A 12,730-nucleotide genomic window follows, 5' to 3' on the forward strand; every position below is an offset into this window, starting at 1 on the left:
AGAAGTGTTTTTTCGTCCTTCGGGGTTCGCGGGGCGGGTCGGAGGGTGCGGGGCGCCGATGCGCGGAAGCAACGATTCCGCACTCGCGCGGGCGACGCCGGCCATGCCGGTCGCCACCTGCCCGGAGAGCAGTTGCCGCGAGTCCAGGGCCCGGCGGATATGCCCGAAACCATCGCCCCGTGCCGTCACGCCATCCGCTGATCCGGTCATCCTGCCGCGCGGGGCTCAGGGTGAGCGCGGACGCCGTCGTCGATGTCCTCGGCGAGCGCGGCGTCCTGGGGCCTGAGGCGCGGGCGGGTGTCGGTCAGGGGGCGGACGAGGCGGGCGGCGTCGTCGCCGAGGTCCTCGTTCAGGTCCTCGACGGCACTCCGGGCGCCGGCGGGCAGTCCGGTGAGGGCGGTGATCCGGTCGGCGAGGCGGCGCAGCTCGGCCGCGTTGTCACGGGCCCAGGCGGTCACGGTGCGGTCGGCGGCACGCATGCCGCGCGTGGCCTGCACGCGCTGCTCGCCCGTGGTCCCGGCCGCGCCCGGCCGCAAGCGGAGGCAGTGACGTTCGGCGGCCTGCCGGCTGGCGACGCCGAGCGGGCCTGCGAGGTCGGACCAGCTCGCTCCTTGCCCGCGGGCGGTTTCGATCAGGCCGCTCTCCCGGCCGGCGAGTTGCTCGCGTACCTCCCGCAGCAGCACGAGCGCGGTCAGAGCCGGGTGCGGATCGGCCTGCGGCCGGCTCGTCGGCATCCCCGTCGCGGGACGCTGGGTGTCCTGGACGGGTTGGTTGACGGTCTCCAGTGCCGCGGCGACAGCCGGAAGGTGACGGGCGACGCCCTCCTGGGCGAGATCCTCCTTCAGCTGCCGCCAGGCTTCGACCTTCTCTTCGGCCGCCCCCAGCGCACCTGACCGCCTGCCCGGACGCCGGGCTCCTCTGCGCTACGAAGGGGCCCACCCCACCCGCGAACGTGCCGAGGAAGCCGTCCGGACCGTTCTGGCCGCCCTCGGCCGACAGCTCGTCGGAGAAGAACGCGTCGACCTCGCCCAGCGCCCGCCCGTCGAAGCCGTCCTCGAACTCACCGCCCAGATCCCCGACCCCGCCCCTCCCGCCGTGGCCCGCCGGGACACCGGAGCGGTCCTCTCCGTCGTGGCACGCCTGGCCTGCCGTCGGCCGGTGTCCGGGCTCAGCGCCTGGAGATGCGGACCACTCCGGTCTCGGTGCCCTGGTAGAGGGTGCCGTCCGGGGCGGCCGTCCCCCGCATCTGGAGCGGGTTGTAGACGAGCCCGATGCCCAGGTAGGAGCTGGTGAGCTGGGCGCCGGTGGCCGGGTCGACGACGGAGTGGTGGTACTGGGCGAAGGTGTTCAGCCCTGCGCTGCCCGTCGGCCCGGTCACGGAGACGGTGTAGATCTTTCCGTCCGCCAGGGAGAGCCGGGGCAGCGCGGCGGACTTCACCGGGCTGTTCCACACCACCGAGCAGCCCGTTCCCTCGGCGTTGACGTCGATCCGGCTGAGACCGCCGTCGAAGTTCGCGGAGGACGGCCGGCTCGCCGGAGCGCCCTCGGGCAGGGCCGGGTAGGGGTAGCCGTAGGTGTTGGTGACGAAGACGCTGCGGCCGGAGGCGATGACGGCGTCCTCGGTGCCGCTGCGGGCGTACTGGGTGAGCACGGGGATCCGGCAGATCGGGTCCGGTCCGCCGGCCACCCGGTAGACGAGCAGGTTCCCGTGCGGGTCGGCGTTGTCGACGATGGTGACGTACTCGGTGCCGTTGCCCGGTCCGAAGAAGCTCGGGGTGGTGCCGGTGCCCCAGCTGAGCTGGCCGGGCTTGCGGGCCGGGCCCCGGTCGTACGGCGCTCGCCAGTTCACCACGGGGGTACCGTCCGGGCCGGCCGAGAGAAGGTAGAGCGCGTGGTCGGTGGCGACTGCGGTCCGTCCGGGGACGGTGGAGATGCTGTTCTGGACGCCCTCGCCGGTGCTGATGCTGCGCACGGTCTTGGTGCCGGTGTCCACGGTCCCGATCACACCGCCGCTGGTGGCGAACCAGACCCTGCCCTCCCAGTCGGGGGTCAGGCCGACGATGTTGTCCCCGGCGGGGACGGCGTTGCCGAGCGGAGTGGACTCCTCGACCTGGAGGGTCCATCCGGAGCCGGCGCGGCGGTGGCCGATGCGCACGAGGTTGTTGTTCCCGTCGACCACGACCAGCCGGTCGCCGTTGTCGAGATAGGCGTACACGCCGCCGAAGAGACTGCCCTTGGGCAGGGTCAGGGAGGCGAGGTCGGCGCCGTCGGCGGGGTCGAGCAGGTGCGCGGTCGGGTTCTGGCCGAAGATCGTGGTGCAGAGCGCGATCACGTAGCCGTCGCCGCCCACGACCACGGTCGGGCAGGCCGAGGCCAGCGCCGTCCGGGAGTAGTCGATGGCGGAGGTTCCGGGCCCCGGGTGGGGCGTGGTACCGCTCGACGCACTGTCGCCGTGCATGGTCGCGGCGCCGTTGGCCGCGGTGGCCGGGTTCTGCGGTGCCTGCGGGCCGAACGGTGAAGCCGGTTCGGCGGAGGCGGGGGAGCCGCCGAGCGCCATGGTGAGGGAGAGGGCGAGCACGGCGAGGCGCCCGCCCGTGGGCAGGGAGAACGGCATCAGGGATCCTCGTGACTGGAGGGGCTAAAGGGGGTGTGGAGCGAGGAGCCGCCGGCCGCACCGGGCGCCGTGGCACCCGGAGACGTCCGGCGAGAGCAGGGGAACGGCCGACCGGGCGGCTACCGATGGTGCGGCCCAGCCCGTGCTTCCGTGTGCGGCGGTTGGCCCCGGAACGGCGCTGACCGGAACGCTATCCGCTGTCCCCCGCGGTGGGGATCCTTCCGCGGTGGCCTGCAACAGCTTGTTCACGTAGTTCACGTTCCCGCGGCATGTGGGCAACCCGCGGCGGGGGCGCGCAGACCCCTGCCGGCGTCGCCGCCGGTGTCGCCGCGATCAGCCGTCCCGGCCGGGAACGGATCCGCCGCGCATGATCTCGGCGAGACGGCCGCGCAGCCGGGCGAACTCGGCCGAGGCACGCAGCGCGGACACGTCCGTGCCGGGCCCCCTCGGCAGGTCCACGGGCAGCTCCGCCACCACCCGGCCGGGGCCCGCGGCCATGACCAGCACCCGGGATCCCAGCAGCACCGCCTCCTCAGCCGAGTGGGTCACGAACAGCACCGTCGTGCCGAGCCGCCCGGCCAAGGTCCGTACCTCCTCCTGGAGCCGCTCACGGGTCAGGGCGTCGAGGGCGGCGAACGGCTCGTCCATCAGCAGGAGTTCGGGCTCCGCGGCCAGTGCCCTGGCCAGCGCCACCCGCTGCTGCTGGCCGCCCGAGAGCTCCCACGTCCGCCGACCCGCCATCCCGGGCAGTCCCACCCGCTCCAGCAGCTCGGCGACCCGGCCGGGCCGGTCGGAGCGTGGCACGCCCAGCCGGGCCAGCGCGAAGGCGAGGTTCCCGCCTACCGTGCGCCAGGGGAAGAGGCGGGGCTGCTGGAACACCACCCCCGCCCCCGTGCCCGGCCGGGGCAGCGCGCCCCGGACCCGGGCATGGCCGTCGGCGGGCCTCTCGAAGCCCGCCACGACGCGCAGCAGGCTGGTCTTGCCGCAGCCCGAGGGCCCGACCAGGACGACGAACTCGCCGGCGTCGATGCGTACGTCCACCCCGTCGAGCGCCGTCACCGGCGCCTTCGCCGAGCCGTAGCGGACCGACACGCCGGTCAGCTCGACGACCGAGATCCGCGCGTCGGGCTGGTCAGTGCGCGGCACGGCCGAGCTCCTCCACCGCGAGCGCCCGCCCGAAGACCGCCTCGTCCGGCACGGAGTCGACCGCCTTCTGCCCCTTCAGGAACACGGCGGCGTCGTGCAGATTCGCCGCGAGCTTGCCGGGGGCGCCCGGCGTGCCCAGGTACTCGGGTCCGGTCTGCTCCTTCGCGCTGAGCAGCACCAGTTCGGACAGCTGCCGCTTCGCCTCCTCCGTCGGCAGCCCGAGCTCCGCCCCGATGGACTTCGCGGCCCGGTCGGGTGCGGTACGCGCCTGCGCGACCGCCGTGTCCTGCGCCTTGATCCAGGCCGTGACCACTTCCGGGTGCTTGGCCGCGAACGCGTTCGTCACCACGCCCAGGTCGGCCGTCGGCTTGCCCTGCTTGGCCAGTTCACGGCTGGTGACGAGCACCTTGCCGTCCTTGGCCAGTTCGCTCAGCGTCGGCGTCCACACGTAGGCGGCGTCGATGTCCCCGCGCTTCCAGGCGGCGAGCGAGTCCTGCGGCTGGAGGTCGATGGTCTGGACGGACGACGGCTCGACCCCCGCCGCCGTCAGCGCGGCGAGCAGCGAATAGTGGGCCGTCGACCCGAAGGGAGCAGCGACCTTCTTGCCCACCAGGTCCTTCACCGAGCCGATCCCGGGCTTGGCGACGAGCGCCTCGTTGTCCCCGATCAGGTCATGGATCCACACCACCTTGTACGGGATGTTCAGCGGCGCGGAGAGCCCTTTGGTGACGGGGCTGGACCCGGCCAGGCCCAGGTCGACCGCCCCGGCGATGACGGCCGTGTTGACGTCGCCACCGGACTCGAACTTCACCCACTTCACGTCGACGTCGGGAAGGGCCTTCTCCAGCAGCCGCTGGTTCTTCACCACCAGGTCGGCGTTGGGTATCGCCTGGTAGGCGATCCGTACGGTGGTCCGCCCCGAGGAAGCGCCGGCCGTGTCGCCGTCACCCGCGCAGGCGGTGGTGACGGAGGCCGTCAGGGCGACGGCCGCGGTGAGCAGGAGGGTGCGGCGGGACAGGCGTGGAGGCATGGACGATCTCCGGTCTGAGGTCGGACGACGAGGGAAGGAGGGAGCGGGAGAAGAGGGGAGCGAGACGAAGCGGGCGGGAATCAGCCGCGGCCGCGCCACGGCACGGCGATCCGCTCGACGAGCCGCAGCAACGCGTCCAGCACGATCCCGGACAGGCCGATGGCGAGGATGCCCGCGATCACCAGCGCGGTCTGGTTGTAGCGCTGCGCGTCGCGGATCATGCCGCCGATACCGGGCACACCGTTGATGGTCTCCGCCGCGACCACGGAGGTGTAGGCGACACCGACGGCGATGCGGACACCGGTGAGGATCTCGGGCAGCGCGGACGGCAGCCGTACGGACAGCAGCAGCGCCGTCGGCCCCGTTCCCAGCGCCCGTGCGGCCTCGACGAGTTGGCCGGGCACCGTGCGTACGGCCGCCGCGGTGGCCGCGGCGATCGGTGGCAGGGCCGCGATGACCAGCAGCCAGATCTTCGGGGCCTCGTCGATGCCGAACCAGATGACGAGCAGCGAGAGGTACGCCAGCGGCGGCAGCGTCCTCAGGAACGTCACCGCGGGCTCCAGCACGACGGCGAGCGGCCGCACCGTACCGATCAGCAGCCCCAGCGGCACTCCGACCAGCACGGCGTACGCGGAGCCGGTGCCGATCCGGCCCAGGCTGACGCCCAGATGCTCGATCAGCAGATGGCCGCCGTAGCCGCGCACTCCGTCGTGCTCCGTGGAGGCGAGGACGAACTGCCGCCACACGTCACCGGGTGAGGGGACGAGGACCCGCGGCCACACCTCGGCGGAGACCACCGCCTGCCAGGCGGCGAGGAGAACGGCGAGGGCGACGAGCCGCAGCCCGCCCCACCGGAAGGCTTCGCGCAGGCGGACCCGTCGGGGGGAATCGGTCCCGGCCCCGGTGCCGGCCGGTTCGGGGGCGGGTTGCGGGACCCGGTCCGGGCCGGTTGCCGCAGCCGTCGTCGTGGGAGCGCTCACGGGGCCTCCGTCCCGGTCAGGGCGCGCAGCCGCGGTGCCACTTCTTCACCGACCCGGTACGCCTCTTCGAGGTGCGGGTAGCCGGAGAGGACGAACTCGTCGATGCCCAGCGCGCGGTACTCGGCGAGCCGTGCGGCCACCTCGTCGTGCGAGCCGACCAGCGCGGTTCCGGCGCCCTCGCGGACCAGGCCGATGCCCGCCCACAGGTTCGGCGCCACCGTGAGCCGGGCGGCGTCCACGATCCCGCCGTGCAGCGCGGTCATCCGGGCCTGGCCGGTGGAGTCCATGCCGGCGAACCGCTCCTGGCTCGCCCGTACGGCCTCCGGGTCGAACCCGGCGAGGATCCGGTCCGCCTCGGACCAGGCCTCGGCGGCGGTGTCCCGGCTGATGACGTGCAGCCGCAGGCCGAATCGCACGGTGCGGCTCGCCGCCCGGGCCCGCTCCCGCAGCCGGGTGACGCGTGCGGCGACAGCGGCGGGCGGCTCCCCCCACAGCAGTTGCACGTCGGCCTGCCGCGCGGCGACCCCTTCGGCGGCGGGGGAGGCCCCGCCGAAGTACAGCGGCACGGGGTGGCGCAGGTCCGGATCGGTGATCCGGGCCCCCGAGACCCGCACGTGTTCCCCGTAGTGGTCGGCCGTCCCGCCGTCCAGCAGGGTGCGCAGGACCGTCATCACCTCCTCGGTCCGGGCGTACCGCGCGTCGTGCTGCAGCCAGTCGCCGTACGCCCGCTGCTCGGCGGGGTCTCCGCCGGTCACCACGTTGAGGGCGAGCCTTCCTCCCGCGAACCGGCGGAAGGCGTCCGCTTGTTGGGCGAGCAGCGTCGGGCTGGCGAATCCGGCGCGGAACGCCACGAGGAACCCGATCCGGGTGGTGTGCTGCGCGAGCGCTGCGGTGAGGATCCAGGGATCCACGCACCCGAGCCCCACGGGCGTGAGCAGCGAGTGGAACCCGGCCTGCTCGGCGGCGCGGGCCACCTGCGTCAGGTACGGGATGTCCGCGGCCCGCCGGGTGGCGGATCCGGTACGGCCCTGGACGGCGGTGACACCACCGGGATCGCGGCCGTCCCCGCCGGTGGGCAGGAACCAGTGGAGCAGGAGGGGGTTTTCCGGCATGACGGGACCTCGTCGAAGCAACAGCACGGGACGCGCCGGCACCGAGGGGAGGCGACACGTGTACGCGAGCAGGAGGGAAGGCGGAAGGGCGCGCGGCGGGTGCGCGCGGTTGTTCCGTGCGGGATCAGGAGCGGCGGAGCGCGGGGTCCTCAGCGGACCCGCGGATCAACAGCCGTACGCACGAAGGGAATCGGCCCGACACAGCATCGTCGATACACGCAGAAGGTCTACGTGACGACGTGATACGAGTGCGGGGGCCATGGCCGCATCCTGTCGGGGCGGCTCCGGGGCGTGCAAGAGACGTCCGAGTGCTGGACCATTCAGTTCCGCATACCGAGACCCGTGACGTCCTGGCTCAGCCTCGCTCCTTGAGAGCGCGCCGCGCCGCTTCGGCGTCTCCTCGGCGTTGTGGGGGACCAGCTTGTCGACGCGGGCGAGGACCTCCTCGGTCCGGGCGAAACCCGTCATCCTGTGGCCGGAGGTGAGGTAAGTGCCGTCGGAAACATGGGTGTTGAGCAGGCCGCGGTAGCCGTGGCAGACCGAGCAGACGACCGGGGCCGGGACGCGGAAGCGCGCACCCGGACCTGTTCAGTCCGTCCGCCGCCCGCCGAGGTGGAGTGCGCGCAGAGCCGCTTCGAGGGCGAAGCGGTGGTCGGGGTCGAGGAGGCGGTCGCCGAGGTGGCTGTCCAGGTTCCGCAGCCGGTAGCGGACCGTCTGGGCGTGTACGCCGAGGAGTTCGCCGACCTGCTCGGCGGGGGCCCGGGTGGAGATGTGGACGCGCAGGGTCTCGATCAGCCGGTCGCGCCGGGTGCCGGAGAGCTCGTCGAGCGGCGCGAGTTCGCGCCGGGCGAGCTGGGCCACCAGGGCCGGGTCGGACAGCAGCCACAACGTTGTCAGGTGGTCCTCGCAGTGTACGAGGGGAGCGTCGGCGACCACGCCGTCGTCGATGAGCTGGAGGACGCGCCGGGCCCACCGGATGGAGTGGGCGGCCTGGGCGGGCGGCACGGTCAGGCCGACGACGGCGGAGGTGCCGGCCAGGGCGGAGCCGAGCATCGCGAGGCGGTCGGCGGTCAGCGGCCCGGGGATGAGCAGGTACGGCTGGGGAAGGCTGAGGTCGGCGAGGACGTCCCGGTCGAGCCCCGCCTGGACGAGTTCGGCGAGCGGCGGGCGCAGGGCGACCAGCGTGCACTCGGCGGGGAGCTGCCAGGAGGCGTCCCGGCACAGCTCGGCGATGGCCGTCCTGGGCAGTGGAGGGCCGGCGACGACCAGGTGGAGTAACTGTCTTCGCAGCGCGGCCACATCGGACACCGCCCGGCTCTGGACCATGACGTAGCCCTCGCGGGACAGGGCCTCCAGCTCGTCGACGTAGGCGAAGAGGGCGTCCGCGAAGGCGAGGATCAGCGTGGGGGAGAGGTTGTACGTGCGCCCGATGATCTTGGCCCGGCGCAGCGCGACGCGCGCGCCCAGGCGGTAGGCGCCCAGCAGCGTGTCGAGGTCGCGCCCCTCGTAGGCCTCCACGCGGCCGAACTTGCGGAGCAGTTCGTCCCTGAGGGCCGAGTTCGTCCCGGGGTCGGCGACCCGCTCCACGAAGGCGGCGAGCGCCTGCTCCACGCCCTGGCGGATCGCGTCCGAGTGCGGCCCGTTGAAGAGATGGGCGTACACGGGGTAGGTCCGCTGGACCTCCATGCCGATCTCCTTGATGAGGCCGGGTATCTCCGGCCTCATCAGGGCGGCGAACTCCCTGGGGAGCGGTTCGAGCGGTTCACCGATGTCCGGCGACTGGGTGATTGCGGGCATGAACCGATCCCCTGCTCTCCTACGCGACCGGTGGGGGAGCGGAACCCCGCCTGGCGTGGTGGGCGCCGCCTTGGTCGTCAGGTGCGTACCAACGTGATCTGCTGAAGCTAGGTCACCTGCTGTGTGCTGTACACACGTTGCGCAAGAGTTGGCGTGCCTGAGGGGTACGCGCTTACCTAGTAGGCCGGGAATCGACCCTGAGTGGCTGGGCTGTTACCGGACGGCCGAGTGCCAGTTCCGGGAGAGCGCCTTGCCGGCGTCGGGGGCGGCGAGACCGGGGGCGAAGAGGCCCGTGAGGTGGGTCTGGGTGTTGTTGAGGGTGAGGCTGTTCTTGCCGGCGGCGGAGGGCAGCCCCGTCTTGAGGTTGACGGCGGCGTCGATCAGACCGAACCAGCCGAGGCCGCAGCCGCTGGCGCCGGGGACGGCGAAGGTCTTGTCGCTCTGGGTGGAGCCGAGGAGGTTGAGGCGGCTCATGTCGCCCTCCTCGTTCGGGGAGCCGTCGCCGTTGAAGCGCTCGACGCCGAAGTCGGGCGAGGTGAGGTTGCTCGGCCGCAGGATGATCGGGTTCGCCTTGGTCCCGATGTAGCAGTTGCCGCCCAGGAACGGGTTCTCCAGGCGGATCCGGACCGGGATGGACACGATCGGCTTGTCGGTGAGGACGCCCGCGATCTGGTCGAAGTCGGAGGGGGTGCCGACCGATTCCATGGTGGCGGTGATCTTGTTGAGCTTGGCGTCGGTCAGCTGTCGGCAGATGTCGCTGATGAACGGGACGTCACTGGGACACATCAGACCCAGGAGGCCGCCGGGGACGGTGGCAGGGGCGGCGATGAGCGCGCCGCCGGCCGGGGCGGCGACGGTGCTGGTGCCGTCCGCGTTCTGGACGACGCCGATCTGGAGGTTGGTGCTGCCGGTGATCACGGTGGTGTTGCCCAGCTTGATCGAGCCGCTCGTGGAGGAGGAGACGACGCACTGGGGCGAGGTGTCGAGACCGTCCGAGGCGAGCATGGCCCCGGCGTCGACGGGGCAGCGGGTGGACGGGCTCCAACTGCCGTTCAGCTGCGGGTCGGCGGCCGTCGCCGACCCCATGGAGGCGAAGGCGCCCAGCGCCGTCAGGGCGGAGAGGGTGGCGAGGCGCGTACGGGAGGAGACGAGGGGCATGACGATGCCTTCCGTTGAGGGGTGCGGGGCGCGGGGTGCGGGGTGCGGCGGTGCGATTGCGGGGCGAGCGGTGGAGCGAGGGTGCGAGGGTGCTCCGACTCAGCGCTCGGGCTTGGGGACCACGTACGGCTGGCGGTCCGCGGTGCACTGGCCCTCGGTGGGCACCTCCACGCCCACCGCGCAGGTCTGGCCCTGGATCTGCCGGATGTGGTTGCCGGGGCCCGAGATGGAGGCGGTGAGGAGCCGGTCGAGGTTCTCGCCGCCGGTGCCGCAGCCCTTGAACGCGGGGACCGTCACCTCGCCGGTGAGCGGGCCGCCACTGGTGAGGACGTAGCCGGTGGCGTCGGTGCCGTTGAGGAGCTGGCCCTTGCCGAGCAGCACCAGGTGGTCACCGGGGTACTTGGAGGGCTGGGGCTCGGGGGACCTGAGCGGTGTGACCGTGCGGCAGTCGGGGCCGACGTCCAGCGGAGTGCCGTTGACCTCGACGTCGAGGACGCGCAGGACGAGCGGGACCCGGATGTAGGTCTCCGCGATGTTGTCGGGGAAGACGAGGAGGACGTCCGACTCGACGACCAGCGGTCCCGCCTGCTCCAGCACCAGGGTCGCCGTGGTGGGCGCGAAGCCGAAGGTCAGGAAGGTGGACCTGAAGGGCGGGGTCTGCTTGCGCCCCTGGTACCGGAGGGAGCCCTCCGACTTCTGGAGCAGGTGCAGGGTGCCGTCCGTGCGGAAGTCGATCACCGGCTCGCCCTGTTCGAGCTGCACGCAGGACACCGGGATGAGCGAGGCCCCGTCGAGCTTGCGCACGTTGGAGTAGCCGGTGATGTACGCGGAGAGCGAGGTGGAGGTCGGCTTCTCGGTGACGCAGGGCGGTGCCTTCGGGCGTCCGGCGGTGCCGGGCGCGTTCTCGGTGGCCACCCTCGGGCCCTTGCCGGCGTCCGTGACGGACGCCGGGCCCGTCGGTGCTCCGGTCGTTCCTCCCGTGCTCTCCCGGACGGCCGGGGCCGACGGCCGCCCGGAGGGGCCGGCCGAGGACGAAGGGGAGGAGGGGGAGGAGGGGGAGGAGGGCGAGGACGCGGGAGAGGAGGGCGGGGACGACGGGGAGGAGGGCGGGGACGACGGGGAAGTGGCAGGAGAGGTGGACGGCGTGCCGGGACTGGTGGTCGCGGCGGAGCCCGGCGTGACGGGGATCGAGGCGAGCGCCGTACGGCCCTCCGCGTCCGGCCCGGGGACGCAGCTGACGGAGAGGGACGCCGGATCGGTGGGCGCACCGTCGGCCTTGCTCGGGGCGAGGGCGACGGCGAGGTTCCCGGCGGTGAGGGTCAGGTCGCCTGCGGTGTCCGTCGTGAGGGCGGGGACGTCGCCGGTGCCGGTGAGCGTGAGCGGGCCTTCGGCGGGGACGGCGGCGGGCTGGGCCGTGCCGAGCCACGTGACGTCCGTGCGCGCCCCGTTCTGGCCCACGCCGACCGCGAGCGTCGTCTCCGCCCGTACCGTCGCGGCCCCGAGGGCGGTGAGTTCGGCCGCGACCGCGGCCGGGAGTTCCAGTGTCGTGCTGACGTCGGCGGGCTCGATCGTCTCGCCGACGGTCGCCCGGTCGGGGACGGTCGCTCTGATCCGGACCGTCGCGGTCTGCGGACCCGAGGGGAGGGTGCAGAGGTAGGGGAGCCGGGTGTCGACCTCGTGCGAGCCCAGGGCCACGGCGGCCGCGGGGAGAAGGGGGGCGAGTGCCACGAGTGCGGCGATCGCCGCGCCACGCGTCCGGGCGCTGGAGGGCCGCAGGGCGGCTCGCTGGCCTCTCATCTGGTGCTCCGCTCGGATCGTGCGCCGAGCGTCGGGTGCGCGGGCGCGAAGGGAAGGCCGTCGGGGTCGCGGACGGCCCGCGTCCGCCCGGCCGAGGTCACCGGCCGGGCGGACGCGGGCACTCACGTCCTACGGGTTGGAGCCGACGATCTTCGGGATGGTGGTCGTGTTGGCCACCTTGACCAGGTAGTCGCCCTTGAAGAGCGGCCTGGCGCCGACCGGGACGGCGGAGCCGCAGTTGGTCGAGGAGACGACGGTGAGCTCGCCGGAGACGCTGTTGACGGCCAGCTTGCCCGTCGAGTTGGTGTACGTGCCGGAGGCCTTGCCCGTCACGCGGAAGACGCAGGCGCCGACCGTCACCTTGGCGTCGACGTTGCCGACGTAGCCCTTGGTGACCCCGGTCGCGGCGGTGTAGTCCTGGGCCACGATGGTCCACGGGGTGGTCGCGACGGTGGTCACGTTGCCCAGGACGCTGGTGCAGGGCGCGCCGGTGGCGCCGAAGGCGATGGCGCTGATGGAGGCGACGGTCGCCGGGTTGCCGGTGGCGCTCGCCATGCTGCCCGAGGCCTTCGAGTTCGTACACGTCATGGCGATGCCGTTGACGCTCAGGACGACGTTGCCGCTGTTGGTCGCGGTGAAGCTGGCGGGCGACGGGGTGACGGTCCAGACCGTCGACGGCACGGCCGAGGCGGGGCCGGCGGCGAGGGCGAACGCGGCGGTGGCCGCCCCGGCGACGACGGCGAAGTTCCTGATCTGCTTCTTCATGGGTCCCGGACTCTCCTTGAGGATTGACCAGCTGAGGGTGCGACCGCGGTGGGGGGCGGTCGGCGGCCCGGTATTTCTCGGCCGCGAAACCTGACGTTACTTGCGAGAAACTTAGCTGAACAATGCCGCTGTCCATGATTCTTTGAAGAAGGCTAATTGCCTGTCAAGCGGGTGAGCGATGGCCGGAATGGGCTTGGTTCCGCGGTGCGTAATGTCGACAATAGTGATCGATCAGGGGTGGCTGGATTCGACATTGCTCTCCCCGGTGACAAGCGTCGAAAGAGAACTGTCTCCCGGCTGATAAACACCCGGTCGCTTCCCTCCCTTCGCC

11 protein-coding genes and 1 pseudogene are annotated in these 12,730 nt (G+C 72.6%); 2 read left to right on the forward strand and 10 right to left on the reverse strand.

Annotated elements, in window-relative coordinates:
- Positions 1–206 precede the first annotated feature (206 nt).
- Entirely contained in the window at positions 207–734 is a 528-nt protein-coding gene (locus ACFC0Z_RS04235) for an HSP18 transcriptional regulator (RefSeq protein WP_376432548.1), read from the reverse strand.
- Positions 735–767: 33 nt separating this feature from the next.
- On the opposite strand from ACFC0Z_RS04235, the gene ACFC0Z_RS04240 reads away from it, so the two are divergent.
- Positions 768–893: a hypothetical protein gene (locus tag ACFC0Z_RS04240; protein WP_376432550.1), complete on the forward strand. Its 126-nt coding sequence runs from the start codon at positions 768–770 to the stop codon at positions 891–893.
- Positions 894–897: 4 nt separating this feature from the next.
- Positions 898–1,146: pseudogene (locus tag ACFC0Z_RS04245) on the forward strand (DUF2267 domain-containing protein); the annotation flags it as partial.
- A 22-nt stretch (positions 1,147–1,168) separates the two neighbouring features.
- On the opposite strand, the gene ACFC0Z_RS04250 reads toward ACFC0Z_RS04245, so the two are convergent.
- From ACFC0Z_RS04250 to ACFC0Z_RS04290, 9 genes are all read right to left on the reverse strand, one after another.
- Entirely contained in the window at positions 1,169–2,614 is a 1,446-nt protein-coding gene (locus ACFC0Z_RS04250; protein ID WP_376432552.1) for a hypothetical protein, read from the reverse strand.
- Between the two features lie 333 nt (positions 2,615–2,947).
- On the reverse strand, positions 2,948–3,760 hold the full coding sequence (locus tag ACFC0Z_RS04255; RefSeq protein ID WP_376432554.1) for an ABC transporter ATP-binding protein: 813 nt from the start codon (positions 3,758–3,760) through the stop codon (positions 2,948–2,950).
- Positions 3,747–4,790, reverse strand: coding sequence for a glycine betaine ABC transporter substrate-binding protein (locus ACFC0Z_RS04260; RefSeq protein WP_376432556.1), 1,044 nt, complete (start codon positions 4,788–4,790; stop codon positions 3,747–3,749). The genes ACFC0Z_RS04255 and ACFC0Z_RS04260 overlap by 14 nt, the downstream gene beginning before the upstream one ends.
- An 80-nt stretch (positions 4,791–4,870) precedes the next feature.
- The gene (locus ACFC0Z_RS04265; RefSeq protein ID WP_376432558.1) at positions 4,871–5,770 is read right to left on the reverse strand and encodes an ABC transporter permease; all 900 of its coding nucleotides are present in this window, start codon (positions 5,768–5,770) and stop codon (positions 4,871–4,873) included.
- Entirely contained in the window at positions 5,767–6,882 is a 1,116-nt protein-coding gene (locus ACFC0Z_RS04270; protein WP_376432560.1) for an LLM class flavin-dependent oxidoreductase, read from the reverse strand. Before ACFC0Z_RS04270 ends, ACFC0Z_RS04265 begins: the two co-directional genes overlap by 4 nt.
- Positions 6,883–7,470: 588 nt before the next feature.
- Positions 7,471–8,679 carry a helix-turn-helix domain-containing protein gene (locus ACFC0Z_RS04275; RefSeq protein ID WP_376432562.1) on the reverse strand — a complete coding sequence of 403 codons (1,209 nt, stop codon included), beginning with the start codon at positions 8,677–8,679 and terminating at the stop codon, positions 7,471–7,473.
- A 213-nt stretch (positions 8,680–8,892) separates the two neighbouring features.
- The gene (locus tag ACFC0Z_RS04280) at positions 8,893–9,837 is read right to left on the reverse strand and encodes a hypothetical protein (protein ID WP_376432565.1); all 945 of its coding nucleotides are present in this window, start codon (positions 9,835–9,837) and stop codon (positions 8,893–8,895) included.
- Between the two features lie 99 nt (positions 9,838–9,936).
- Complete coding sequence (locus tag ACFC0Z_RS04285) at positions 9,937–11,634, reverse strand: DUF6801 domain-containing protein (RefSeq protein WP_376432567.1); 1,698 nt, start codon at positions 11,632–11,634, stop codon at positions 9,937–9,939.
- Between the two features lie 129 nt (positions 11,635–11,763).
- A complete protein-coding gene (locus ACFC0Z_RS04290; RefSeq protein ID WP_376432569.1) occupies positions 11,764–12,399 on the reverse strand; it encodes a hypothetical protein in 636 nt (211 codons plus the stop codon).
- Positions 12,400–12,730: the final 331 nt, after the last annotated feature.

The organism is Streptomyces sp. NPDC056144, from assembly GCF_042264145.1.
In the GTDB taxonomy this organism is placed as follows: domain Bacteria; phylum Actinomycetota; class Actinomycetes; order Streptomycetales; family Streptomycetaceae; genus Streptomyces.